Here is a 23,830-nt window from a genome sequence, read left to right on the forward strand (position 1 = left end):
GCAGCAGGGGTTGTATGTTGCAAGACGTAGAGCCTCGGCCAGATGTTGCGCGGGGCGGAATTTCTCCCCCGCTAACCCTACCGGCCTCTTCCTACGCCATTTACATATCCGAATTATTCTATTCAGTACCCGGCGCTACCCAAAGGTAAGCTAGTTATAGAAAAAAAGTGCCAGAACCAACTTCCGGGTCGAAGCTGACTCTGGCATCGTTTTCAGCCAACGAACTGGCTTAGGGCTGCAGCGTGAACGTGCGCGTAACGGAGTTGAACGGACCGGGAATCAGGGTACCGCTGGCATCCACCAGCTCCAGCTTGATGGTATTCTGCCCCATTGGCAGGCCTTCCATCATATAAGGAGCCCACTGCTGCAGCATGAACTCGGTACCGTTGATGGTAGCCCGAACGTGGTTGCCTTCCGGCGACAACGTGGTGTTCACCAGGTAGAAATCCAGCATCACCTTCTGCACGTCGTTGCCCGAGTACGTGTCCTTGGGGCGGCTGTAGAACAGGTGCGGCGCTTTTAGGTCTACCTGAAGCGGCGGCTGGGTTACCTTACCCACGCTCACCACGCGCAGGTCGTAGGCACCGCGGTGCTTGAGGCTCTCGTGGTAGGAGCGCGACAGGAACGACAGTATCACGTGCTGACCGTCGGCAATAGGCTTGGTGAACTCCGTGGTGTAGTGGGCCGTGTAGGGCTCGTTGTCCACGATGTTGTGGATGTGCTGACCTTTCTCCGAGTTGGCCATTTCGTGGGCATGCATGCCACCGGTCATCTTGGTGAGCTGAAAGTTGCTCAGGTCGTAATCGAAGGCCACGGCACCAGTGGGAACCGTAGAGCCCGCCAGCGGCGACTTGAGCTGCATCTGGGCCTCAGGGTACTTCGGCGAGTCGGTGAAGGGCGTCAGGCGGATGCCGTTCTTTTCCATGTTTTCCCCAACAGGCGTATTCACCTGTTCGGCCGTGGCGGCGCTGTTGTCGCTCTGGCGGCGCGCCGAGTCACAGGCGCCAAGGCCCAGTAGCAGCGTGCCGGCAAGTAGTAAAGCAGGTCCTTTCATAAGGGGAAGTCGAGAGGTATGAAGCAAAAAGGTAGTTGAGAACAAAGGGACTTTTCCGGCAACCGGCCGGTTTAAGGATGCGCTTTTTTTAAGTACCTTGCGCAATACGTAAGGTTTGCCCCAAAAGTATATTGATTTTTCACTATGGAGGAAAAATTGCTGGAAGAAATTCCATCCCTCGACCTCGCCGACTTTCGTTCCGGCGACCCTGAGCGCAAAGCCCGCTTTGTACAGCAGCTGGGCGAAGCCTACCAGAACATTGGCTTCGTGGCGCTCAAAAACCATGGCCTCTCCGACGAGCAGACCACCAAACTCTACACCGACGTGAAGGCCTTCTTCAGCCTGCCCGACGACGTGAAGCAGCAGTACGAAAAGCCAGAGCTGGCTGGTCAGCGCGGCTACGTGAGCAAAGGCAAGGAGCACGCCAAGGGCCGCAACACCGGCGACCTGAAGGAGTTCTACCACGTGGGGCAGGAAGTTGACGACCAGAACGACCCCATCAAGGCCGAATACCCCGACAACATCTGGCCCCAGGAAGTAAACAGCTTCCAGGACACCTCACTGGTGACATACAAAACGCTGGAGGCGGCCGGCAAAGACGTGCTGCGCGCCATTGCCCTGTACCTGCACCTGCCCGAGAACTACTTCGACGACAAGGTGCGCAATGGCAACAGCATCCTGCGCCCCATCCATTACTACCCCATCGAGAATCCGGACTCCGTACCCGCCGATGCTGTGCGGGCCGCCGAGCATGGTGACATCAACCTGATTACGCTGCTGATGGGTGCCTCCGCCGACGGCCTGCAGGTGAAGCGCCGCGACGGTAAGTGGATTCCTATCACGGCCCTGCCCGACCAGATTGTGGTGAACGTGGGCGACATGCTGCAGCGCCTGACCAACGGCGTGCTCAAGAGCACCATTCACCGCGTGGTAAATCCGGCGCGGGAAAAGATGAACACCTCCCGCTACAGCATTCCGTTCTTTATGCACCCGCGCTCCGAAATGAGCCTGGCGGCGCTGGAAAGCTGCGTATCGGCCGAAAACCCCAAAAAGGAAGCCGATATTACCGCTGGCGAGTTCCTGAATGAGCGCCTGATTGAGCTGGGCCTGAAGAAAAAGTAGGCGGCCGTCTGGTCCCTATTTTTGTACCGGTTGAGGATGAATTTCTGTTTGCTACAAGGCAGAACTTTATCCTCAACCGGTTTTATTTTGCTAGGTTGCCCTCCCCTGCTCATGCATTCCTGACAGCCCGCTCTGATTTGTGGAAACGGAAGAACGCATCCTTACGCCTCCAGCCCGTGGCAAACGGACCCGCCGGGTGCGCGGCATCATCTTTCTGCGGGATGTAGCACAGCTGGGCTTCACGGCTTTCGGCGGCCCGCAGGCGCACACGGCCATGATGCTGCGCCTGCTGGTTGATAAACGCCGCTACCTCACGTCCGCCGAGTTGCTGGAGCTGATGGCTTTGTGCCAGGTGCTGCCGGGTCCTACGTCCACCCAGACTATTACGGCCATTGGCTTCCGGCTGGGCGGCCCCAACCTGGCTTACCTCACGCTGCTGATCTGGATGCTGCCGGCCGTGTGCCTGATGACGGCGGCGGGTCTTTCCATGAGCTACCTCGATAAGGACATGGTAGCACGCTTAGTGCGGTTTGTGCAGCCCGTGGCGGTGGGCTTTGTGGCGTATTCTGCCTATAAAATTGCGGAGAAGGTGGTGCACACCAAAACGTCGGTGGCCTTGCTCGTGACGTCGGCGCTGGTGGCGTACTTTTTCCAGCTGCCGTGGGTGCTGCCGCTGCTGCTGCTGGGCGGCGGGCTGGTTACGACCTTCCGCTACCGCAAGATGCCCCGCATCGAGCACAAGGAGCCCCTGCACATCGAGTGGTCCAACTTCGTCCTGTGGCTGGGCGTGTTTCTGAGTGCGGCTCTGCTGGGCCACTACACGCGCCTACTGCCGGTGCGCCTGTTCGAGAACTTTTACCGCAACGGGTCCCTCGTATTCGGAGGCGGGCAGGTACTAGCGCCACTGCTCTACGCCGAGTTTGTGGAGTTCAAAGAGTACTTGTCGGGGCCGGAGTTTCTGTCGGGCTACGGTCTCACACAGGCGCTACCGGGGCCCAACTTCGCGTTTGCCTCCTACATTGGGGCGCTGGCTATGCGTGAGTATGGCGTGGGCGGACAGGTACTGGGGGCACTGGTTGGGGCCGTCGGCATCTTCATGCCGGGCACCCTGCTCATCTTCTTCCTAATTCGGTTCTGGGACCAGCTCAAGCAGTACCGCGTGGTGAAGGCCTCGTTGGAAGGCATCAACGCGGTGTCGGCGGGGCTGGTGGTGGCGGCCTCGTTTCTGCTCTATCACCCGCTGCCTGACACGCCCATCAACCTGGCACTGGTAGCTGCTACCTTTCTGCTACTGCTGTGGGAAAAGATACCGTCTTACCTCATGGTATTAGCAGCCCTGCTGGCCGGCGCGATTTTGTAGCCAACCGTACCCGAAAGCGCCTCGCCGGCTGCCTCTTCAGATAAGAAAAGACAGCCGGCGAGGCGTTCTGAAACTGCCAGAAGATTAGCTTTTGCGCAACTGATGGTCGGGCAGGTGGAGCAGGTAGTCGCCGTAGCCGCTTTTGCGCAGGGGCTCGGCAATGCGGCGCAGCTGGTCGGCATCAATAAAGCCCTGGCGGTAAGCCACTTCTTCAATGGAGCCTACCTTCAGCCCCTGGCGCTGCTCCAGCACCCGCACAAACTCGCCGGCCTGCATCAGGCTCTCGAAGGTGCCGGTGTCCAGCCAGGCGGTGCCGCGGCCCAGAATGCCTACCTTCAGCTTGCCCCGGCGCAGATATTCCTGGTTTACGTCGGTAATTTCGTACTCCCCGCGCGGGCTGGGCTTCAGGTCGCGGGCAATCTGCACTACTTCGTTATCGTAGAAGTACAGCCCGGGCACGGCATAGTTGCTCTTAGGTTGGGCGGGCTTCTCTTCAATGCTGAGGGCCTTGTTGTTTTCATCGAACTCCACCACGCCGTAGCGCTCCGGGTCGTGCACGTGGTAGGCGTACACCACGCCGCCGCTGGGGTCGTTGTTGGCTTTGAGGAGCTCTTCCATGCCTTCGCCGTGAAAGATATTGTCGCCCAGCACCAGGGCTACTTTGTCGTCGCCAATGAAATCGGCCCCCAGCACGAAGGCCTGCGCCAAGCCGTTGGGCACTTCCTGCACCACATACTCGAAGCGGCAGCCCAGGCTGGTCCCATCACCCAGCAGCTTTTTAAACTGGGCCTGGTCGTGGGGCGTGGTGATGATGAGAATTTCGCGGATACCCGCCATCATCAGAATAGACAGCGGATAATAAATCATCGGCTTGTCGTACACGGGCATGAGCTGCTTGCTGACGGCCAGCGTGAGCGGGTGCAGGCGCGTGCCGGAGCCGCCGGCGAGGATAATGCCTTTCATTGGTGAGGATGGTTAACTCGTAAAATGGTTAAATGGCTGGTCGCTCAAGGGTTTTGAACGACCAGCCATTTAACCATTCAGTTATTTGACAATTAATTCCTTTCCGCAATAAACTCCTGGTGGGTTTTAAACCATTCCAGCGTCTTCTGCAGGCCTTCCCGGATGCGTACCTGCGGGTCGTAGCCGAGCAGGTTGTTGGCTTTGCTGATGTCGGCCAGGGAGTCGCGAATGTCGCCGGCACGGTCGGGGCCGTATTCGGGCGTGATGTCGGAGCCGGCTTCTTCTTTTAGAATGTTGAACAGGTCGTTGAGGGACGTGCGGTCGGCCACGGCCACGTTGTAGACCTGGTTTACGGCCTCAAGGTTAGTTGTCAGAGCCGCCTTGATGTTGGCCTGCACGCAGTTTTCCACGAAGGTGAAGTCACGCGTCTGGCCCCCGTCGCCGTTCATGCGCGGGCGCTTGCCTTCCAGCACGGCATCAATAAAGAGCGGAATCACAGCAGCGTAGGCACCGTTGGGGTCCTGGCGCGGGCCGAAGATGTTGAAGTAGCGCAGCCCAATGATTTCCATGCCGTAGGTTTTGCCAAACACGTCGGCGTACAGCTCGTTGGCATACTTCGTTACGGCGTAGGGCGACAATGGCTTGCCGATACGGTCCTCCACTTTCGGCAGGGCCTTATGGTCGCCGTAGGTGGAGGAAGAGGCGGCGTACACAAAGCGTTTCACACCGGCTTCTTTGGCGCCTACCAGCATGTTCACAAAGCCGCCCACGTTCACGTCGTTGCTCGTAATCGGGTCGTTGATGGAGCGGGGCACGGAGCCCAGCGCGGCCTGGTGCAGCACCACGTCGATGCCCTGGCAGGCGTCGATGCAGGTTTGCCGGTCGCGGATGTCGCCTTCAATCACACGCAGGGCCGGGTTGTCTTCAAACAGCCGCACGTTCTTGCGGAAGCCGTTGGAGTAGTTGTCGAGCACGCGCACTTCCTTGGCCCCGTACTTCAACAGGTATTCCACTAGGTTGGAGCCAATGAAACCAGCGCCGCCGGTTACCAAGAAAGCCAGATTATCGATTGGCTGGTCGTGAAAGGGAGTTTCGTACATCTTATTAATGTGCTAATGTGCTAATGTGTTTGAATGTGCTAATGTGTTGATGCTGCCTTGCTAAAACTTAGCACATCAGCACATTACTCTATCAGTACATTAGCTGTGGTACTGCTTCTGGTAGTATTCCTGGTAGGCGCCGCTGGTCACATGGTCGAGCCACTCCTGGTTTTCCAGGTACCAGTCTACGGTTTGCGCCAAGCCTTGTTCAAACGTCACGGAGGGCTTCCAGCCAAGCTCCTGCATGATCTTCGAGGAGTCGATGGCGTAGCGCAGGTCGTGGCCGGCGCGGTCCTTCACAAACTTGATGAGCTGGCGTGAGGTGCCCTGGGGCTTGCCGGTTTTCTCATCCAGCGTGTCGCAGAGTAAGTGAATGAGCTCAATGTTCGCCCACTCATTCACCCCGCCGATGTTGTAAGTGTCGCCTACTTTGCCTTTGTGGAACACTGCGTCGATGGCCGTGGCGTGGTCTTTTACAAACAGCCAGTCGCGCACATTTTCGCCTTTGCCGTACACTGGGATAGGCTGCCCGTGCTGAATGCGGTGAATGGCCAGCGGAATCAGCTTCTCGGGGAAGTGGTTGGGGCCATAGTTGTTGGAGCAGTTGCTCAGCTTGATGGGCAGGCCGTAGGTGTGGTGCCAGGCCCGCACAAAGTGGTCCGACGACGCCTTGCTGGCCGAGTAAGGGGAGCGGGGGTCGTAGGCAGTTTGCTCCGTGAACATCTCGGGTCCGAAATCCAGGGAGCCGTACACCTCGTCGGTGCTCACGTGGTAGAAGGTTTTGCCCTCGTAGCCCAGGGGCTTCCACAGGTTTTTGGCCGCGTTCAGCAGATGAACCGTACCCAGCACGTTGGTTTTCACGAAGGCCAGCGGATCCGTGATGCTGCGGTCCACGTGGCTTTCGGCAGCCAGGTGAATCAAAGCATCGGGCTCTTCGCGGGCAAAGAGCTCATCCACGAAAGCCTGATCGGTAATATCACCCTTCACCAGCCGGTAGTTGGGCGCATGCTCAATATCCCGCAGGTTTTCGAGGTTGCCGGCGTACGTGAGGGCGTCCAGGTTCAGAATCTGGTACTCCGGATACTTCGTCACGAACAGGCGCACCACGTGCGACCCGATAAAGCCGGCCCCGCCGGTGATGATGATTTTCATGCGGTGAGTAAGTAAATGAGCGAATGAGTGAAGGGGCCTAGCAAGCAAATGAGCAAAAGACTTCACTCATTCGCTCAGGCTCTCATTCACTCAACGTCAGCTGCCATTTCCAGGCGCTGGCCAGGGAGTCTTCGAGCGAGGTAGTGGTCTGAAAGCCCAGTTCCTGCACCGATTTGGTGACGTCGGCGTAGATGGCGGGCACGTCGCCGGCGCGGGGCGGCCCAATGACGTAGTTAAGCTTCACACCGGTAGCCCGCTCAAATGCCTGCACTACCTCCAGCACGGAGTTGCCGCGGCCCGTGCCCACGTTGAAGGTTTCCACGGCCTCGCCGGTGCCATCGAGCAGGCGCTGCACGGCGGTTACGTGTGCTTTGGCCAGATCCACCACGTGCACGTAGTCGCGGACGTTGGTGCCGTCGGGCGTGTCGTAGGTGTTGCCGTAGATGGTGAGCTTTTCACGGATGCCGGCCGCCGTCTGCGTTACGAAGGGCACCAGGTTCTGGGGTACGCCCAGCGGTAGCTCCCCGATCTTGGCCGAAGCATGGGCCCCGATGGGGTTGAAGTAGCGCAGCAGAATGGCCCGTACCGTGCTGGCCGGCGCGTGCACCACGTCCGTGATAATGTCTTCGCAGATCTTCTTGGTATTGCCGTAGGGCGAGTTGGCCGGCTTGCGGGGCGTCAGTTCCGTTACGGGCAGCACGTCGGGCACGCCGTACACGGTGCACGACGAGGAAAACACCAGGTGCGGCACCCCAAACTCCTGCATCACCGTGAGCAGCGTCAGCAGGGAGCCTACGTTGTTCTGGTAGTAGGCCAACGGCTTCTGTACCGATTCGCCCACGGCCTTGAAGGCGGCAAAGTGAATAACCCCGCGCAGGCTTCCTTCCTCCGCAAACACGGCCCGCAGCGCCTCGGCGTCGCCGCAGTCGATGTGGTGGCAGGCAACGCGCACGCCCAGAATGGCCTCAATGCCGCGCACCGACGACTCCTGCGAGTTGCTGAAGTCATCGACAATGACCGGCTGAAAGCCAGCCTCATAGAGCTCTACCACGGCATGGGAGCCAATGTAGCCCGCGCCGCCCGTAACCAGTATTTTCGTCCGCTCCATCTGTATTTAGTAGTGAGATGGTGAGATAGTGAGTTTGAGGTTCGCCAAGCACCACTTGCGCGGAGCTATACAATCAGAACCTCAAACTCACCACTTCACTATTTCGCCTTAGAGGCTCCAGTAAGCCAGGTCCTGAATCTTGTTGCGGAACAGGCCTTTGATGTCTACCACTACGGCCGGCTGGTTGGTGATGGACTTGAAGTAGGCCTCGTCCAGCTCCGTATAGCGCTGGTGGCTTACGGCCACCACAATACCGTCGTAGTCGTTGCGGATTTCGCTTTCCGGCGTCAGGCGGAAGCCGTACTCGTGGTGCAACTCGTCGCTATCGGCGTGGGGGTCGATGATGTCGACATTCACCGAGAAGTTTTTCAGCTCCTGAATCACGTCGGCCACCTTGGAGTTGCGGATGTCTTCCACGTTCTCCTTGAAGGTAGCGCCCATCACCAGCACGCGGCTCTTGGCTACATCCTTGCCCTGCTTGATCATCGTCTGCACGGTTTTGCGCGCGATGTAAGCCCCCATGTTGTCGTTGGTGGTGCGGCCGCTCAGAATCACCTTGGCATCGTAGCCCAGCTCCTTGGCTTTGTAGGTGAGGTAGTACGGGTCTACGCCGATGCAGTGACCACCTACCAGACCGGGCGAAAACTTGAGGAAGTTCCACTTGGTACCGGCCGCTTCCAGCACTTCGTAAGTGTTGATGTTCATGCGGTCGAAAATCATCGACAGCTCGTTCATCAGGGCGATGTTCACGTCGCGCTGTGTGTTTTCGATGATCTTGGCGGCTTCGGCTACCTTGATGGACGAGGCGCGGTGTACGCCGGCTTTCACCACCAGCTCGTAGACCTTGGCAATTTCCTCCAGCGACTCGGCGTCGCAGCCCGATACCACCTTCACGATGCTGCTGAGCGTGTGCTCCTTGTCGCCTGGGTTGATGCGCTCGGGCGAGTAGCCAACTTTGAAGTCGTCCGGGAATTTCAGGCCCGAAAGCTCCTCCATCACCGGAATGCAGTCTTCCTCGGTGCAGCCCGGGTACACAGTGCTTTCGAACACCACGTAATCGCCTTTTTTCAGCACTTTGCCCACGGAGCCCGAAGCACCCAGCAGCGGCTTCAGATCGGGCTGGGCATGCTCATCAATAGGCGTAGGCACGGCTACGATGAAGAACTGCGCTTCGCGAAGCACGTCCAGGGAGTCCGTAAACTCAATTGAGCATCCCTCAAAATCCTTGGCTTCCAGCTCGCCGCTTGGGTCGATGTTGTTACGCATCATTTCCACGCGCTTGGCATTTATATCAAAGCCAATCACGTTTAGTTTGCGGGCGAATTCGAGGGCAATGGGCAGGCCCACGTAGCCAAGGCCGATAACGGCTATTTTGGCCTGTTTCTGAAGAAGTTGCTCGTACACGGGTAACTGGTTAAAAGCTGGAGTTTATTGAATTTCAGGAAGCAAAGCCCCTACGGTCAGGGGCTGATACGGCAAACCCGGCCGTCGGTTAACTGGTACTGCTCGTGCGTTTCGGGGCAGGCGGCGCGGCCTGCTTCATCGAAGGCCAGCCGGTGGCCGTGGGGGCTTAGCCAGCCGCGCGGACGGGCCGGGTTGCCATACACCAGCGTGTACGGCCCCACATCCTTCGTGACCACCGAGCCGGCCCCTACAAAGGCATATTCCCCAAGGCTCACCCCGCACACAATGGTGCTGTTGGCCCCGATGCTGACGCCCTGAGCCAGACGGGTAGGCAGGTAGTGGTCGGCACCCCGGCGGGGCACGGCGGCCCGGGGGTTCAGGACATTGGTAAACACCACCGAGGGCCCCAGGAACACGTCGTCCTGGCACTCCACGCCGGCGTACAAACTCACGTTGTTCTGTACCTTCACGTTGCGGCCCAGCTTCACGCCTTCGGCCACAAACACGTTCTGGCCCAGGCTGCAGCCTTCGCCCAGCTCGGCCCCGGTGCTTACGTGCGTGAAATGCCAGATGCGGCACCCGGCCCCAATCCGGCAGCCCTCGTCGAGGACGGCGGTGGGGTGCGCGTAATAACCGGAAGCGTCAGCCATGCAAAGTAAAACCCGTGAGCAGGAATTGAGCCGGCAAAGGTAGGAGTTTTGCCGCTTTAAGCAGCTCGTCAGGTGGGCGTTTCCGCATTACCGGTTACTAACGCCCCGCGCGGACCATTTACAGCCGGCAAAACCGCCCTTAACTAAGGTTACCGGCCCGGCCACGCAGCCCGCACCATTCGGGCTTTGCCGAAGATATCCAGCTGAGCGGCGGCCCCGGTGTAGCCTAGCTGGTGCAGCAACTGCAGAGTTTCCTGAGCAAACTGCTCGTTGATTTCAAAGTACAGATTACCGCCGGCCGCCAGCAGCGTTTGCCCAAGCTGGGCAATGCGGCGGTAGAACAGCAGCGGATCGTGGTTGGGCACAAACAGCGCGGTGCCGGGCTCGTAGTCCAGCACGTTGGGGCGCATCAGCGGCCGCTCGTTTTCCAGCACGTACGGCGGGTTGCTGACGATTACATCCAGCGGCCCGCTTAGCACTGGCGTAGCCTGCAGAATATCGACCAACTGAAAATTGATGGCTACCGAGTACTTATGGGCATTGCGGCGGGCCACGGCTAGAGCTTCGGCCGAAACATCCACGGCCGTGAGCTGACTGCCGGGCAGGGCCTGCGCCAGGGCCAGCGGAATGCAGCCGGAGCCGGTGCCCACATCCAGCATACGCAAGCCGGCGCGGCCCCGCTGCTCATGTACAATCAGGGCTACCAGCTCCTCCGTTTCGGGGCGCGGGATGAGGGTGGCGGGCGTTACTTCCAGCTCCAGGCCGGCAAAGTGCGCTACGCCCAGCACGTACTGCAACGGCTCGTGGCGCAGCAGCCGGGCCCGCACATGGGGCAAATCAGCCAGGTCATCTTCGGCTACTTCTTCCCGGGCCCGCATACTGCGCTGCAACGGGGTGAGGTGCAGCAGATGCTCCAGCACCTGCCCGGCTACGGCGGCGGCTTCCTCGGGCGGGTACACGGCCTGCAGCGCGGCGGCAAGATCGAGGGTGAGCTGGCGGAGCGTGGGCATAAGGCAAAGGTAGCGCCCGAAACCCCGGGGCCGCGTATCTTCACCGACCCATCTGCCTCCGCTCTGCCTATGCCTTTCTCCGATTTCGACCAACTGATGATGCGCCGGGCCCTGGACCTGGCCCGCCTGGGCGCCGGCTACACGCGCCCCAACCCCATGGTTGGCTGCGTTATCACCCACCAGGGCCGCGTGATTGGGGAAGGCTGGCACCGGCGGTATGGCGGACCTCACGCCGAGGTGAATGCCGTAGCCTCGGTTATGGAGCCGCACCTGCTGCCCGAAGCCCGCGTGTACGTAACGCTGGAACCCTGCTCTCACTTCGGCAAAACCCCGCCCTGCGCCGACCTGCTGATAGAAAAGCGCGTAGCAGAAGTGGTGGTATGCAACCTCGACCCCAACCCGCTGGTAGCCGGCCGGGGCCTGCAAAAGCTGCGCGACGCGGGTATATCCGTAGAAACGGGGCTACTGGAGCCAGAAGGCCGCTGGCTGAACCGGCGCTTCTTTACTTATCAGGAGCAGCAGCGGCCTTACGTGGTGCTGAAGTGGGCCGAAACCGCCGACGGCTACCTGGCGGGTCCGTATTTTCAGCCGGTGCCCATCAGTGGGGAGCTGGCGCGGGTGGCCGTTCACCAGTGGCGCGGCGAGGAGCACGCCATATTGGTAGGCACGCGCACGGCCCTGCACGACAACCCCCGCCTGAACGTGCGTGAATGGCCCGGCCAGGACCCTATTCGCCTCGTCATCGACAAAAACCTGAGCCTCCCGCCCACGCACAACCTTCTCGACGGTAGCCAGCCCACGGTGGTATACACGTACCGCCACCGCGCTACCACCAACAACGTGGGCTACGTTACGCTGTCGGAGGCCGAGGACTTGTTTCCGCAGATTCTGGCCAACCTGCACCAGCGTCAGGTGCAGTCGGTGCTGGTGGAAGGCGGGCCGACGGTGCTTAACTCCCTGTTGAAGGACGGGCTATGGGACGAAATCAGGGTCATTCGCAGCCCCAAGCTGCTGGGCGGCGGCGTGGCGGCCCCGCACCTGGGCCTCACCGGCCTGCGGGAGCAGTTCACGCTGGGCGAAGATCAGGTGTTCGTGTATCGGAAAGGCTGATGCGGATGATTGGGTGACACGTAACAGGTGACGCAGGGAATGTCTGACCGACCGGAACCACTTCGCTGCCTCGCTACCTTCTCTACCCATTTTTACCTCGCAAGTCTTGACCTTTGTTCCGTAACATCTCTTTGTTACCCTTGCCTGTTACCTGTAACCTCATCACCTAAACCATGGCTGAAGAACTGCACCTCGATACCACGCTCACTAAAGCCGAGCAATACCGGCAGCTGCTGCCCCAGATTGAAGCCCTAACCACCGGCGAGCCGGACCTGGTAGCCAACCTGGCCAATACCGTGGCGGCGCTACGGCAGGCCTTTGGCTTTTTCTGGGTGGGCTTTTATATGGTGAAGGGCGACGAGCTGGTACTGGGCCCGTTCCAGGGGCCGATTGCCTGCACCCGCATCCGGCACGGCAAGGGCGTGTGCGGCAGCAGCTGGGCCCAGGCCGCCACTCTGCTGGTACCCGACGTGGAACAGTTTCCCGGCCACATTGCCTGCAGTTCCGAGTCGAAGTCCGAAATTGTGGTGCCGGTTCTGAAAGATGGGCAGGTGGTAGCCGTGCTGGACGTAGACAGCGACCAGCTAAACGACTTCAACCAGGACGACCAGCAGGCCTTGGAACAGCTCATGCAGCTGGCAGCCCGCTGGTTTTAGGCTGGTGCCAGTCGTGGGTTGCCTGTTGCTCGTCATGCTGAGCGCAGTCTGACAACTCACAACGGGCAACCAACAACTGACAACTCTCAACCGAATTCCCCGATGAAAAAGCCGTTTTACTCTCTTGGCGACTGGCGTCGCAACGTGGTGCTGATGGCCGCTGCCGCCAGCCTGGGCCTGGGTGCGCTGCCCGCCTGCTCCTCCGATAACCGCACCGATACGGAAACCGCCACCGGCGACTGGAGCGGCGAAACCTACAGCCAGGGCGTCATCACGGAAATGACCGAGGTGCAGCCGGGCAACTGGAAAATCACGGCCGAAAAGCCGGCCGGCAAGGAAGAGGTAGCCGCCATCCTCCACCACTTTGATGGTAAGGTGGATACCCTGCAAGGCGCGGCTCTGCAAAAACAGATGCAGGACTACAGCCGCCAAAACCCCGAAAACCGGGTAGCTGGCACGGGCATGATGGATGTGCTGATGTGGAGTGGCATTGGGTATATGGCCGGGCGCTTTCTCAACCCCAATCCCGGCTATTATGCCAACCCCGGTCTGGTGCAGCGCAATATGGGCTGGCGCCAGGGCATTACCCGGGAGCGGGAAAACGAAGGCCGGGGCTTTTTTGGCCGGGGCTTCACGGGCGCCCGCAGCTCCCGCTCGGCCGGCGTACAGGAAAGCCCGTCGTTCCGGCGCTCGGCTTACCGCAGTGGCACATTCCGCAGCTCGGCTCCGCGCATGAGCCGCAGCAGCGGCTTCGGCACCCGAAGCAGCGGAGGGTTTGGCGGGTAGTTAGCTTGGCAACGATGGCACGTCTACTGCCCAAACGTATTACACTTGACTATCGGTACGGTTATGCTTTTACACTTTTTTTCAGCTTCCTTATGCTGCTGTTTGCTTTACCATTTCTGTGGTTTGAACAACACAAAGAACTGAGTATCCTCTGGATACTAGCACTGATCATATTCAATCTACCTATGTTGATTTGGCCTGTGCGCACAGTTTATGCAACAGCTAACCGCTTCATCATTAAGGCGTTGTTCCGCAAGCCAATTATTTATCCTTTGAACGAATTCAAGTGTGTGCGGATTGGGGGATGTGCGTTCAGAATACGGGAGTATATGGTATTCGCTGATGGCAAAGAGTATCCTTTTAAGCTTGACCTTTCTTTCATGGATACCATCAAATACAGCTTTTATGACAAGGAAAAACAGGAGGATTTATTGAATAAACGGATTAGAAATATAGTAGCCGGTTTATCCTCTGACTCGAATATTACCCTGTCAAACGGCATATGAATAGCTCAACCGTTCAATTAATTTCCCTTTCCGGTGACGTGACGCCGGCCGTGCGGGCACTGGGCTGGGACTGGGCCGTGGAAGATGCTTGCGCCGCCTATGTGGCCCGCGAAGCCGTGCAGGTGCCCGAGGCCGAAGCCGAAGCCCTGCTCCAGGCCGCCGACACGCTCTACGAAATGCTGGCCCAGGCTATTCCCGACCCTATCCCCGACGACCTGCTGCAGCTGCTGGCCATTCCGGCCAACCTGTGGACTGCCGTGCGTCACTCCTGGAACGACGAGCGGCACTGGCACCTCTACGGCCGCTTCGATCTGGCCCAGACGCCCGACGGCATCAAGCTGCTGGAGTTCAACGCCGATACGGCCACCAGCCTGCCCGAAACGGCCGTGGTGCAGTGGGCCAGCCTGGTAGCCGCCGGTCAGGCCGACGAGGAGAGGCAGGCCAACGGCCTGTTCGAGGGCCTGCAAAGCCAGCTGGAGGAATGGCGCCAGCTCAACCCCGACCTCGACCCCAGCCTGTTGCTGGTGCACCTGCCCGGCAGCGCCGAGGACGAAACCAACTGTGCCATCCTGGCCGAAGCGGCGCGGGCAGCCGGTTTTGCTACCGCGCACGTGTGTTCCGTGGATGCTATGCAGGTATCGGTGGCGGGTGAAGACCGAGGCGTGTGGGCACAGGTGGGACCGGAGCAGTGGCAGCGGTTCGGCTTTCTGTTTAAGCTGGTGCCCTGGGAAATTCTGGCTGAGGAAGAGCCCGACCTGACCGCCGACCTGACCCACCTGCTTCTTTCGCGCGACGTTATCATTGCCAACCCGGCGTATTCCCTACTGTTCCAAAGCAAGGGTATCCTGGCTTGGCTCTGGAAGGTATTTCCGCACCACCCTTTGCTGCTGGAAGCTTCCCTGCAGCCGCTGGCGGGCCACTCCGTCAGCAAGCCAATCTTTGGCCGCGAAGGCCAGAACGTGACGGAAGTGCAGCCCAATGGCCAACTCGGTACTAGCATCGACGGGGAGTTTGGCGAGCAGCCCCAAGTGCATCAGCGCTGGGCCTATCTTCCCCGCGACGCGCAGCAGCGCCGCTACCAGGCGGGCGTATTCTGGGCCGGCGAGGCCTGCGCGCTCGGTTTCCGCCGCGACGCGGGCTTTATCACCAACCTTTCCGAGTTCGTGCCCCATTTGCTGGGGTGAAAAGTAACTGGCACGTAGGCACTGCTTCACGGTCCGCCGACAACTGCCTTGCGGGCGGCTTACAAGGCAGTTGTCAGCCGCCCGCAACCAGAGTTGCGAGCCGCTCGCAAATCTGGTTGCGGGACATCCTCCGTCGCTTGGCTGTGTCGAATACCTTCTACGCTTGAGGAGCTATAACCCGAAGCTACCCGCAACACATCCGTCCCCCAGACCCAAAAGCAACGGCCGCTCCTGTGCAGGAGCGGCCGTTGTCGTAAAGAAAAAAGCAGGCTTTAGAAAATGCTGGGAGTGTCGGTTTTGAGTTGGGCAATGATGCTCTGGCCGCCTTTCACCTTTTCGCCGATCTGCACTTTCACCTCCGTATCCACAGGCACGAAGATATCGACGCGGGAGCCAAACTTGATGAAGCCGAACTCCTCGCCCTGGCTTACTTCGTCGCCCTCGTTCACGTACCACACAATGCGGCGCGCCATAGCGCCCGCAATCTGCCGGAACAGCACAAAAGGCCCGGCTTCCGACTCCACTACTACCGTGGTCCGCTCGTTTTTGGTGCTGCTTTTGGGGTGCCAGGCCACCAGATAGTTGCCGGGGTGGTACTTGAAGTAGCGCACAATGCCTGAAACCGGGTTGCGGGTGATGTGCACGTTGATGGGCGACATGAAGATGCTGATCTGCTTGCGCACATCGTCGAAGTACTCCGGCTCGTGCACGTCCTCAATCACCACTACTTTGCCGTCAACCGGCGAAATAATGTGGTCTTCGTGGGTGAGCAGGCGCCGGGCCGGGCTGCGGAAAAACTGCAGCAGCGTCAGAAATACGATGACGGATATACCCGCAAATACCTTGTTGAAGCCGTCGTTCTGCGCATTGTAGCGGAACAGCAGCAGGTTCACGGCCAGTAAGGCCAGCAGCGTAAAGAACAGAATACGTCGTCCTTCTTTGTGGATCTTCATAGAGCGTTGAGTTGCGCTGAAGCCGCTTGGGGGCGCGGCCTCAGTCGTCAAGGCAGGAGTCGGGGTAAGGGCCGGTACAGCAGGCGTCCGTAGTGCATACGGGAATTTAGCCTTCGGCGGCGTACAAATATAGCCCGAGCCATGCGGCCCGGGCTATACGGGGAGAAAATTCTCGTAGTTCCTGCCCGGCTTAGAAGCCGCCGCGGAACTTGTAGGTCTGGGCTACTTTGTCGATGGCTACCACGTAGGCCGCAATGCGCATCGGGATTTTATACTTCTGGCTGGTAGCGTACACTTTCTCGAAAGCGTCGGACATGATGCGGTCGGCGCGCTCCGTTACCATTTCCTCGGTCCACTTGAATCCCTGGCGGTTCTGCACCCACTCAAAGTAGGATACCGTTACGCCGCCGGAGTTGGCCAGGATATCGGGCACCACCATAATGCCTTTCTCGTTGATGATGGGGTCAGCCGAGGCCGAGGTGGGGCCGTTGGCGCCCTCCACAATCAGACGGGCCTTGATGTCGTGTGCGTTGTGCTCGGTGATGACGTCCTCCACGGCAGCAGGCACCAGCACGTCCACATCAGCCAGCAGCAGGTCGTCGGCATTTTCCATCAGCACGGCGCCGGTGTAGCCATCCAAGCGGCCTTTGTGGGCATTCTTATAGGCAATAGCCTCGTCGATGTTGATACCGTTGTCGTTCCAATATGCCCCGCTCACGTCGGATACCGCCTTGATTTTCACGCCCTGCTCGCACAATAGCTTGGCAGCCCAGGAGCCCACGTTGCCGAAGCCCTGCACGGCGGCCGAAGCCTGCTTGGGGTCCATGCCCAGCTTCTTCATGGCGGCCAGCGCCGACACCATTACGCCGCGGCCGGTGGCTTCGGTGCGGCCCAGGGAGCCGCCCATTACCAAAGGCTTGCCCGTAACGACGGCCGGGGAGGTAGCACCTACGGTTTTAGAGAATTCGTCCATCAGCCACGCCATTTCGCGCGGGCCGGTGCCCATATCCGGAGCCGGAATATCCTTGTCCGGGCCGAACACGTCCTTCAGCGCCAGCGTGTAGCCACGCGTAAGCCGCTCAATTTCGCCGGGGCTCATGGTGGTCGGGTCGCAGATAATACCACCTTTGGCGCCACCGTAGGGAATGTCAACCACGGCGCACTTCCAAGTCATCCAGGCCGCCAGGGCCTTCACCTCATCCAGGTGCACGTTCTTGTCGTAGCGGATGCCGCCTTTTGAAGGTCCCAGAATGGTATTGTGAATCACCCGGTAGCCCTCAAATACGCGCACCTTGCCGTTGTCCATCGTCACAGGAATGTGGACGATAACCTGCTTGTCGGGCGCTTTAAGAACGTTGTAGGTTTCATCGTCGAGTCCCAGGATTTCCGTGGCCACGTTGAAGCGCGACATCATGGATTCCAGCGGGTTTTCGGCATCGACGCGGGGGGCGGGTTCTTTGTACACCGTGGTGGTAGCCATACGGGTGAAGAAAAAAGGGTGGAGGTGGGTGAAAACGGCGGGCGTACGGCAAGGGTGGAAATTTGCCTGGCACACCGCGAATTTTTAAGACGCCAAAGGTAGCAGTTTATGCCATACGCGTCCGCCTGCGCCCAGGATGTGGCGTAGGCTGGATTTGTGGGTGGCGTGGCCTTTACGAGTTGCCACAGCTAGGGTGGGCTGCCTTATAAGGCTGGATTCTTTCCGCTCCTCTAGCCCAGCAGCAACTGTAGCAAAGCCAGCACCGGCAGGATAAATAGGAAGGCGTCGAACCGGTCGAGCAGGCCGCCGTGGCCGGGCAGAATGCGGCCGGAGTCCTTCACGCCCACGCTGCGCTTGAGCATGGACTCAGCCAGGTCGCCGAGCGGGCCGAAGATGGCTACCACCCCGGCTACCACCAGTCGGTAGGCCAGTGGCAGCTCGGGCAGCAAATAGCCCAGTGCCCAGCCCGTGAGCAGCGTGAGCAGGAAGCCCCCGATGGCGCCTTCCCAGGTTTTGCCGGGCGAAATCTTGGGCGCCAGCTTGTGCTTGCCGAAGTTTTTGCCCGCCGCGTACGCCCCGATGTCCGACGACCACACCAGCAGCAGCAGCGCGAAGATGCGGCGGTAGTCGTAGCCGTGCTCATCAAAGGCCAGCACGCTCAGCAAGCTCATGGGCAAACTCACGTACAGCAAACCCAGCAAGGCCACGCCCACGTTGGCAAAGGGCGAAAACGGCTGGTTCTCGCGCGGCCAAGCATACATTTCCCGTAGGATCAGGATAGTAGGCAGGAGCAGCAATGGCAAACTCAGAAGAGCACCTATGAAATTAGAAGGAAGGATGATTGTGTGCCAACCGGAAGCTACTGCATAATCATAGTTAACATTAGCGAAACCCACGGCACCCGCTCTGACAAGGAAAATGGAAGTGAATATTAAAATACTCAATCCGCCTCCCAGCATAGCCGCCGGCTTATACCCGGCTTCCCGCATCATGCGGTAGAACTCCCAGAGCATCCGCATCTGCACCAGGGCAAAGAACAGCGCGAACGTCCAGGCGCTGTACCAGATGCAGAAGAGCAGCACGATGGCGCCCAGCACCCCATAGAGCAGGCGCTGCGCCAGATTCGACATGGGCTTTTTCTCGGAAGCAGAGGAAGGGGCGGGAGCGGGAGAGTCGGGCAAGCGGCAGCAGCGTGAGAAGTCAGGAAAGAGAAAAAGTGGCGAAACCCGTCTACGTGGTCGGGCTGCCGGGCGCCGGCTCTATGCCGTGGCCGGTGAGCGTATGCCCGGCAGGCGGCGCATTCCCCTCAACGACGAGGCCCGCGCCCGTGAGCGTGTGGCTGACTACCGGTACCACCGGCACCCGAAACTGCTGGTAAGCCAGCCGCAGCAGCCCCAGCGTGAGGATGGCCGAGAGCAGCATCCAGGGCCAGGGCAATGCCTCCGTTGAATCGGGGTCGAAAGAGGCCCCCAAGGCACCGCGCTGCTGGGCGTAGAGCAGCAGAATCTGCACGGCGTTCTGAGCAAAGTGCGCGGCCATGGGCACCAGAATATTGCCGCTCCAGGCGAAGAGGTAGCCCAGGACAGCACCCAGCACCATGCGCGGCACAAACCCAAAAAACTGTGTGTGAATGGCACTGAACAGGATAGCCGAAAGCCAGACGCCCGCGTGGTAGGAGCCGAACAGGCGCGTGAGCTGCTTCTGTACCACGCCCCTGAACACCAGCTCCTCGCTGATTGCTGGCACCACGGCTACCACCAACAGCGCTACCAGAAGGCGGCCCGTGGACGTGAACTGAGTGAGGTACCGGGTGAGGTCCTGAGCCTGGGTTTCCTTTTCACGGGCCCAAACCTCAAACTCATGCATGAAGGTTGGAAACTGCGCGTCGGCATTCCACGCAATCAGCCCCGACATAGCGGGCAGGCTGACCACAATGACTAAAGCCGCCAGCAGCAGCCACCACCCCGGCACCGGGCGGCGCGGGGCAAAGTACTCGGACCACGGCACGCCCTGCGCTGAAGCCAGCCCCAGGGCCGCACCCCCAAACCCGATCAGCAGCAGTAAACCCTGCATCAACATAAGCACGCTCCAGCCGTGGTTGCTTAGGTGCGGGTTCCGGAGCAAGGCATCAAACTCCTGCGTACTCCGAATCCCAAAAAACGCAACGCAAGCCAGCGCAATAAGAAAATAAGCCAGGCAGGCTGCTCCTATGATCAGCCCCAGCAGCAGCAGCAGGGCGAGCAAGGGGTGTAGCCGGCTGGATACGAAACCTTTCATATGTGTTCGGGGTCTTGGGGCTTAAGATTCTGGGGGCTTGGAGGCCAGGGCAACGTCTTTACGCAAGAACGTCAACCAAGACGCTAAGCCTCCAAAGCCTTAAGCCCCTGATATAGTCGTAAATTTGCGCAAAATACTAGAATAGCCTGCCGTGGTACACATCCGCAACATTGCCCTGCCCGATTTCCCGCTCTTGCTCGCCCCCATGGAGGACGTGTCGGACCCACCATTCCGGGCCGTGTGCAAGCAGGGCGGCGCCGATTTGATGTACACCGAATTCATTTCTTCGGAAGGCTTGATTCGGGCTGCGGCCAAAAGCCGCCAGAAGCTCGACGTTTTCGACTATGAGCGGCCCATTGGCATTCAGCTGTTCGGCTCCGATGTGGAGACTATGGGTGAATGCGCCCGTATCAGCACCGAGGCCGGCCCCGACCTCATCGACATCAACTACGGCTGCCCCGTGAAGCAGGTAGCCTGCCGGGGAGCCGGTGCGGCTCTGCTGCGCGACATTCCCAAAATGGTGCAGATGACGGAGGCCGTGGTGAAAGCCACCCACCTGCCCGTGACGGTGAAAACCCGCCTCGGCTGGGACGACACCACCAAGAACGTGGAGGAAGTAGCCGAGCGCCTGCAGGATATCGGCATTGAGGCTCTTACGGTGCATGGCCGCACCCGCGTGCAGATGTACAAGGGCGAGGCCGACTGGCGGCTGATTGCGGCCATCAAAAACAACCCCCGCATCCGGATTCCCATCTTCGGCAACGGCGACATCGACTCGCCCCAGAAAGCCGTGGAGTACAAGAACCGCTACGGCGTGGATGGGGTCATGATCGGACGCGCTTCCATTGGTTACCCCTGGATTTTCCGGGAGGTGAAGCACTACGCCGCCACCGGCGAGCTGCTGGCCCCGCCCACCGTGGAGGAGCGGGTGCAGGCCTGCCGCTTTCATTTCGACAAAAGCCTGGAGTGGAAAGGCCCGCGGGCCGGGGTGTTTGAGATGCGCCGCCACTACGCCCAGTATTTCCGCGGTCTGGAAGGAGCCCGCCAGTGGCGCACCCGCCTGGTGGACAGCAACGACCCCACGGAAATCCACGCCATCATGGACGAAATCATTGCCGCCGAACCGGTGCTGGTGGGGTAACACTCCCATTTTGACTTCAGGCCGTCCTGCTGAGCGGAGTCGAAGCATCTCTACCGCTGGCTACTTAGTAGCCCCGTAACAAAGCGGTAGAGATGCTTCGACTCCGCTCAGCAGGACGTTCTTATCTGTTGCTTCCACCCATCGTTCCCATAGTCTCTGCTACCTCTATGCCTGTAGATACACCCGCACCAGCTGTTTCCGTTGCGCCTGAGAACCCGCCCGTAGCGTCGCCCCCGCCGCACCGCGTGCCGGCCTCGGCCTGGGGGCTGCTGATTTTGCTGGCCGGCATCTGGAGCACTTCCTTCATCCTCATGAAGAAGGGACTGGTGGTGTTTTCGGCATTGGAGCTGGGCGCGGCCCGCGTGACAGTGGCCGCGCTTATCCTCCTACCGTTTGCCCTGCGGCACGTGCGGCAGGTAGAGCGCAGCCGCTTTAAGTGGTTACTACTGAGCGGCGTGATAGGCACGCTGCTACCCGCTTTCCTGTTTGCCTACGCCGAAACCAAAATGGCCTCGGGCCTGGCCGGCGTGCTCAATGCCCTCACCGTGGCTTTCACCTTGCTGATGGGCGCTTTATTTTTTGGGCAGCGCATTACCGGCCTTCGGCTGGCGGGTATTGGAGTGGGCCTGCTGGGTACTATTGTGCTGATTGCCCTGGGCGGCAGCGGCGGCACGGCCACGCCCACCGGCGAGGGCAATGCCTGGTACGGCCTCTACATTGTGCTGGCCACGGTGGGCTACGGGGTGAGCATCAACATGATCAAGCACCAGCTTCCACGGCATTCCGGCGGTGGCCGTCACGGCTTTGCTGCTCATGCTTATTGGTGGCCCGGCGGTGCTGTACCTGCTGCTGGGCACTCAGTTCCTGTACAAGCTTCAGCACGTGCCCGGCGCCTGGACGGCCTTCGGCTACATAGCCCTGCTGGCCACCATGAGCACCGCCGTGGCTATGATCTTATTCAACAAGCTCATTCAGCAGTCTACGGCCCTGTTTGCTTCGTCCAACACTTACCTGGTGCCCGTCATGGCGCTGGCTTGGGGTGTGCTGGATGGGGAAACCATCAACGGCTGGCACCTGCTGGGTATGGGCATCATCCTGCTCAGCGTATTCATCATCAACCGGGCGAAGTAAGGCGGTATTAGCGCTTGGCGAGGATTGTAGGATTAAAGAACCGCGTCTTTTCTTCCTGGTTACTGTCACCCTGCTGGTCTTTAGGAATGAAATACAGCTGATAAACTATATTTCTTACGGTAACATTATAACTGTATTTAATAATGGAGACTCCGGCAGCATTAATGGTCTTGTATTTTAAAATAATTACATCAACGCCGTTTTGATTGTTAATAGTTTGTGACATCAGCTCACCATGGGCCTGATCCATCATCAGCGGAATAGTACGGCTCACATAATGCGCTTCGCGCTCGGCAAAAGCGACTGGCAGTTGAGGTGCTTCCAATAATGGGATGCGAATAATTATGTATACCGCAATATGGTCTTCAAGCCGAAAAACCTGGGCTGTATGAGCCATAGGATCATTCTTACTCGGAGAGTTGCTAGCATTGAGCGCCTTCTGTGCGTTCATCTCACGCGGTCGGGCTGGGAGCCAAACGGTAAGTTGCTCATCTACATTGAACATAATGCCCTTTTGCGGCGGCTTAGTGCTACAGCTTAGCATCCATATTCCTATTATGCACATTAAATATTTTACCATGACACAAGATAAGATTGATTCATAATTAAGCTGTCGTCCGCTAAGCATTAAAACCCCACCAGCAGACTGAACTGCGTCCATTTATGCGAGCGGGCGCCCTCGAACTCCGGGGAACTCCAACGGGCGGAGGTTTCTAGCCGCACGCCGGCGTAGCCCAGGCCCAGGGTGCCGGTGCCCATGGCCACCGTGCGGCTGATAGCTTGAGCAGGCAACTCGTAGGGGTTGTCGCGGCGGAGCAGACCGCCCTGCAGGGTAGCATCGTAGCCCATGGCGCGGCCTTCGAGGCAAAACTCAGTGTAGAGCTGCACGCGGCGCAGTTCCCGGCGGCCCGGGCGGCTGCTCACGCCCAGATTCGCGAAATAAGGATTAAGCAGCCCCACGCGCAGGCGAGCATCGGCTGCGGCGTAGGTACGCAGGGAGCTGAGGCTAACCGTGGCTCCACCGATCAGCTCCACGGCTCGACCCACGTGAGCAAGCTGTCCTTCGAGCCGACCTGTGTAGCCCAGCACCAGGTCGTTTTGGATCTGGTAGTCCCAGCCCCGGGGCGTGGGGGCGCCCAGCCATTCGTGTAGCTTGGTTTGAAACCCTTTGGCCCCAGCCGCCGGCCCGATAACGCCGAGCTGCAGCCCGGTAGTCAGGCGGAAGCAGCGGGTTGGCTGGTTGAGGATGCGAAAGAAATCGGCGTAGAGGTAGGCTGCGTACGGCCGGTCACCCACCCGAATGAAGGCATCCTGAATACGCAGCGGCGTAAATCCGTCGTAGTGCACCCGCATGCCAAAATACTCGGTACCCTTGGCCGGCCCCAGGCGCAGTAGGTGGTGAGTGGGCAGCCGGGCCAGGGCGGGGTGCACCACAGTGCCCGTCATGCCCTGGGTGAAGTAGTAGTCGGTGCGGAAGTGGGCGTCGTTGGCGAAGGTGTAGCCAATGAGGCGGTCGGGGCTAAGGCTAATAGAATCGGTTGAAACCTGGGCAGCAGCGCATATCGGTAGCAAGCCCAGCATCCCACTTACCACGGCCCAGCGAAGTCGAAAACATAGCATCAGGAACTACATACGCACAGGGGCAGCCTACCGGGTTTGTTGGTTTCCAACAACTTGGCCAGC

At 59.5% G+C, this 23,830-nt stretch carries 24 protein-coding genes and 1 pseudogene; 10 read left to right on the plus strand and 15 right to left on the minus strand.

The genetic code is table 11. The features are described 5' to 3' along the window. Positions 1-229: 229 nt before the first annotated feature. A complete protein-coding gene (locus LRS06_RS09365) occupies positions 230-1,054 on the minus strand; it encodes a hypothetical protein (protein WP_257871254.1) in 825 nt (274 codons plus the stop codon). 144 nt (positions 1,055-1,198) lie between these two features. Between LRS06_RS09365 and LRS06_RS09370 the strand changes: the two genes are divergently transcribed. Then, positions 1,199-2,176: an isopenicillin N synthase family oxygenase gene (locus LRS06_RS09370; RefSeq protein WP_257871255.1), complete on the plus strand. Its 978-nt coding sequence runs from the start codon at positions 1,199-1,201 to the stop codon at positions 2,174-2,176. 139 nt (positions 2,177-2,315) lie between these two features. After that, the gene (gene chrA / locus LRS06_RS09375) at positions 2,316-3,536 is read left to right on the plus strand and encodes a chromate efflux transporter (protein ID WP_257871256.1); all 1,221 of its coding nucleotides are present in this window, start codon (positions 2,316-2,318) and stop codon (positions 3,534-3,536) included. An 84-nt stretch (positions 3,537-3,620) separates the two neighbouring features. Here chrA and rfbA read toward each other — a convergent pair whose 3' ends face one another. The 7 genes from rfbA to prmC form a co-directional block, all read right to left on the minus strand. Next, positions 3,621-4,499: a glucose-1-phosphate thymidylyltransferase RfbA gene (rfbA, locus tag LRS06_RS09380; protein ID WP_257871257.1), complete on the minus strand. Its 879-nt coding sequence runs from the start codon at positions 4,497-4,499 to the stop codon at positions 3,621-3,623. A gap of 92 nt (positions 4,500-4,591) precedes the next feature. Beyond that, entirely contained in the window at positions 4,592-5,599 is a 1,008-nt protein-coding gene (locus LRS06_RS09385; RefSeq protein ID WP_257871258.1) for an SDR family oxidoreductase, read from the minus strand. 99 nt (positions 5,600-5,698) lie between these two features. Further along, positions 5,699-6,751, minus strand: a complete 1,053-nt coding sequence (gene rfbB, locus LRS06_RS09390; protein ID WP_257871259.1) for a dTDP-glucose 4,6-dehydratase — start codon at positions 6,749-6,751, stop codon at positions 5,699-5,701. An 82-nt stretch (positions 6,752-6,833) separates the two neighbouring features. After that, entirely contained in the window at positions 6,834-7,859 is a 1,026-nt protein-coding gene (gene galE, locus LRS06_RS09395; protein WP_257871260.1) for a UDP-glucose 4-epimerase GalE, read from the minus strand. 108 nt (positions 7,860-7,967) lie between these two features. Continuing rightward, the gene (locus tag LRS06_RS09400; RefSeq protein WP_257871261.1) at positions 7,968-9,263 is read right to left on the minus strand and encodes a nucleotide sugar dehydrogenase; all 1,296 of its coding nucleotides are present in this window, start codon (positions 9,261-9,263) and stop codon (positions 7,968-7,970) included. 56 nt (positions 9,264-9,319) lie between these two features. Continuing rightward, a complete protein-coding gene (locus LRS06_RS09405; protein ID WP_257871262.1) occupies positions 9,320-9,913 on the minus strand; it encodes an acyltransferase in 594 nt (197 codons plus the stop codon). 149 nt (positions 9,914-10,062) lie between these two features. Further along, a complete protein-coding gene (gene prmC / locus LRS06_RS09410; protein WP_257871263.1) occupies positions 10,063-10,923 on the minus strand; it encodes a peptide chain release factor N(5)-glutamine methyltransferase in 861 nt (286 codons plus the stop codon). Positions 10,924-10,992: 69 nt separating this feature from the next. On the opposite strand from prmC, the gene ribD reads away from it, so the two are divergent. From ribD to LRS06_RS09435, 5 genes are all read left to right on the plus strand, one after another. After that, positions 10,993-12,033, plus strand: coding sequence for a bifunctional diaminohydroxyphosphoribosylaminopyrimidine deaminase/5-amino-6-(5-phosphoribosylamino)uracil reductase RibD (ribD, locus tag LRS06_RS09415; RefSeq protein ID WP_257871264.1), 1,041 nt, complete (start codon positions 10,993-10,995; stop codon positions 12,031-12,033). Positions 12,034-12,206: 173 nt separating this feature from the next. Further along, positions 12,207-12,689: a GAF domain-containing protein gene (locus LRS06_RS09420; RefSeq protein WP_257871265.1), complete on the plus strand. Its 483-nt coding sequence runs from the start codon at positions 12,207-12,209 to the stop codon at positions 12,687-12,689. A gap of 102 nt (positions 12,690-12,791) precedes the next feature. Next, positions 12,792-13,475: a DUF1190 domain-containing protein gene (locus tag LRS06_RS09425; protein ID WP_257871266.1), complete on the plus strand. Its 684-nt coding sequence runs from the start codon at positions 12,792-12,794 to the stop codon at positions 13,473-13,475. 14 nt (positions 13,476-13,489) lie between these two features. After that, positions 13,490-13,981, plus strand: a complete 492-nt coding sequence (locus tag LRS06_RS09430) for a hypothetical protein (RefSeq protein ID WP_257871267.1) — start codon at positions 13,490-13,492, stop codon at positions 13,979-13,981. Beyond that, positions 13,978-15,165 (plus strand): glutathionylspermidine synthase family protein, encoded by a 1,188-nt coding sequence (locus LRS06_RS09435; protein WP_257871268.1) that lies wholly within the window; start codon positions 13,978-13,980, stop codon positions 15,163-15,165. The genes LRS06_RS09430 and LRS06_RS09435 overlap by 4 nt, the downstream gene beginning before the upstream one ends. A gap of 272 nt (positions 15,166-15,437) precedes the next feature. Here LRS06_RS09435 and LRS06_RS09440 read toward each other — a convergent pair whose 3' ends face one another. The 4 genes from LRS06_RS09440 to LRS06_RS09455 all read right to left on the minus strand — a co-directional run bounded on the left by LRS06_RS09440 (position 15,438) and on the right by LRS06_RS09455 (position 19,875). Then, positions 15,438-16,118: a phosphatidylserine decarboxylase family protein gene (locus LRS06_RS09440; RefSeq protein WP_257871269.1), complete on the minus strand. Its 681-nt coding sequence runs from the start codon at positions 16,116-16,118 to the stop codon at positions 15,438-15,440. Positions 16,119-16,308: 190 nt separating this feature from the next. Then, complete coding sequence (locus LRS06_RS09445; RefSeq protein ID WP_257871270.1) at positions 16,309-17,598, minus strand: Glu/Leu/Phe/Val dehydrogenase; 1,290 nt, start codon at positions 17,596-17,598, stop codon at positions 16,309-16,311. Between the two features lie 230 nt (positions 17,599-17,828). Then, complete coding sequence (locus LRS06_RS09450) at positions 17,829-18,779, minus strand: phosphatidate cytidylyltransferase (RefSeq protein ID WP_257871271.1); 951 nt, start codon at positions 18,777-18,779, stop codon at positions 17,829-17,831. Between the two features lie 49 nt (positions 18,780-18,828). Continuing rightward, positions 18,829-19,875: a CPBP family intramembrane glutamic endopeptidase gene (locus LRS06_RS09455; RefSeq protein WP_257871272.1), complete on the minus strand. Its 1,047-nt coding sequence runs from the start codon at positions 19,873-19,875 to the stop codon at positions 18,829-18,831. Positions 19,876-20,026: 151 nt separating this feature from the next. Here LRS06_RS09455 and dusB point away from each other — a divergent pair, with 151 nt between their 5' ends. Together dusB and LRS06_RS09465 are read left to right on the plus strand one after the other, a co-directional pair. Further along, positions 20,027-21,016 (plus strand): tRNA dihydrouridine synthase DusB, encoded by a 990-nt coding sequence (gene dusB, locus LRS06_RS09460; protein ID WP_257871273.1) that lies wholly within the window; start codon positions 20,027-20,029, stop codon positions 21,014-21,016. A 311-nt stretch (positions 21,017-21,327) separates the two neighbouring features. Then, a pseudogene (locus LRS06_RS09465) lies at positions 21,328-21,606 on the plus strand (EamA family transporter); the annotation flags it as partial. On the opposite strand, the gene LRS06_RS09470 reads toward LRS06_RS09465, so the two are convergent. Then, entirely contained in the window at positions 21,589-21,831 is a 243-nt protein-coding gene (locus LRS06_RS09470; protein ID WP_257871274.1) for a hypothetical protein, read from the minus strand. The pseudogene LRS06_RS09465 and the gene LRS06_RS09470 sit on opposite strands and share 18 nt — an antisense overlap. Here LRS06_RS09470 and LRS06_RS09475 point away from each other — a divergent pair. Beyond that, on the plus strand, positions 21,830-22,147 hold the full coding sequence (locus LRS06_RS09475; RefSeq protein ID WP_257871275.1) for a DMT family transporter: 318 nt from the start codon (positions 21,830-21,832) through the stop codon (positions 22,145-22,147). The genes LRS06_RS09470 and LRS06_RS09475 overlap by 2 nt on opposite strands. A 7-nt stretch (positions 22,148-22,154) precedes the next feature. Here the strand turns inward: LRS06_RS09475 and LRS06_RS09480 are convergent, their stop codons facing one another. Beyond that, positions 22,155-22,727, minus strand: a complete 573-nt coding sequence (locus tag LRS06_RS09480) for a hypothetical protein (RefSeq protein WP_257871276.1) — start codon at positions 22,725-22,727, stop codon at positions 22,155-22,157. A 47-nt stretch (positions 22,728-22,774) separates the two neighbouring features. Further along, positions 22,775-23,767 (minus strand): lipid A deacylase LpxR family protein, encoded by a 993-nt coding sequence (locus LRS06_RS09485; protein WP_257871277.1) that lies wholly within the window; start codon positions 23,765-23,767, stop codon positions 22,775-22,777. Between the last annotated feature and the right edge of the window lie 63 nt (positions 23,768-23,830).

Origin of the sequence: Hymenobacter sp. J193 (genome assembly GCF_024700075.1) — a bacterium.
Classification (GTDB): Bacteria; Bacteroidota; Bacteroidia; order Cytophagales; family Hymenobacteraceae; genus Hymenobacter.

Excerpts from the sequence above, each read along its gene's own strand:
- prmC (WP_257871263.1), bottom strand. The coding sequence starts at position 10,923 with ATGCCCACGCTCCGCCAGCTCACCCTCGATCTTGCCGCCGCGCTGCAG.
- LRS06_RS09370 (WP_257871255.1), top strand. The coding sequence starts at position 1,199 with ATGGAGGAAAAATTGCTGGAAGAAATTCCATCCCTCGACCTCGCCGAC.
- LRS06_RS09385 (WP_257871258.1), bottom strand. The coding sequence starts at position 5,599 with ATGTACGAAACTCCCTTTCACGACCAGCCAATCGATAATCTGGCTTTC.
- LRS06_RS09440 (WP_257871269.1), bottom strand. The coding sequence starts at position 16,118 with ATGAAGATCCACAAAGAAGGACGACGTATTCTGTTCTTTACGCTGCTG.
- ribD (WP_257871264.1), top strand. The coding sequence starts at position 10,993 with ATGCCTTTCTCCGATTTCGACCAACTGATGATGCGCCGGGCCCTGGAC.
- rfbB (WP_257871259.1), bottom strand. The coding sequence starts at position 6,751 with ATGAAAATCATCATCACCGGCGGGGCCGGCTTTATCGGGTCGCACGTG.
- LRS06_RS09405 (WP_257871262.1), bottom strand. The coding sequence starts at position 9,913 with ATGGCTGACGCTTCCGGTTATTACGCGCACCCCACCGCCGTCCTCGAC.
- LRS06_RS09445 (WP_257871270.1), bottom strand. The coding sequence starts at position 17,598 with ATGGCTACCACCACGGTGTACAAAGAACCCGCCCCCCGCGTCGATGCC.
- LRS06_RS09365 (WP_257871254.1), bottom strand. The coding sequence starts at position 1,054 with ATGAAAGGACCTGCTTTACTACTTGCCGGCACGCTGCTACTGGGCCTT.
- galE (WP_257871260.1), bottom strand. The coding sequence starts at position 7,859 with ATGGAGCGGACGAAAATACTGGTTACGGGCGGCGCGGGCTACATTGGC.
- LRS06_RS09480 (WP_257871276.1), bottom strand. The coding sequence starts at position 22,727 with ATGGTAAAATATTTAATGTGCATAATAGGAATATGGATGCTAAGCTGT.
- LRS06_RS09470 (WP_257871274.1), bottom strand. The coding sequence starts at position 21,831 with ATGAGCAGCAAAGCCGTGACGGCCACCGCCGGAATGCCGTGGAAGCTG.
- LRS06_RS09435 (WP_257871268.1), top strand. The coding sequence starts at position 13,978 with ATGAATAGCTCAACCGTTCAATTAATTTCCCTTTCCGGTGACGTGACG.
- LRS06_RS09420 (WP_257871265.1), top strand. The coding sequence starts at position 12,207 with ATGGCTGAAGAACTGCACCTCGATACCACGCTCACTAAAGCCGAGCAA.
- rfbA (WP_257871257.1), bottom strand. The coding sequence starts at position 4,499 with ATGAAAGGCATTATCCTCGCCGGCGGCTCCGGCACGCGCCTGCACCCG.
- LRS06_RS09430 (WP_257871267.1), top strand. The coding sequence starts at position 13,490 with ATGGCACGTCTACTGCCCAAACGTATTACACTTGACTATCGGTACGGT.
- LRS06_RS09425 (WP_257871266.1), top strand. The coding sequence starts at position 12,792 with ATGAAAAAGCCGTTTTACTCTCTTGGCGACTGGCGTCGCAACGTGGTG.
- LRS06_RS09485 (WP_257871277.1), bottom strand. The coding sequence starts at position 23,767 with ATGCTATGTTTTCGACTTCGCTGGGCCGTGGTAAGTGGGATGCTGGGC.
- LRS06_RS09475 (WP_257871275.1), top strand. The coding sequence starts at position 21,830 with ATGCTTATTGGTGGCCCGGCGGTGCTGTACCTGCTGCTGGGCACTCAG.
- LRS06_RS09455 (WP_257871272.1), bottom strand. The coding sequence starts at position 19,875 with ATGAAAGGTTTCGTATCCAGCCGGCTACACCCCTTGCTCGCCCTGCTG.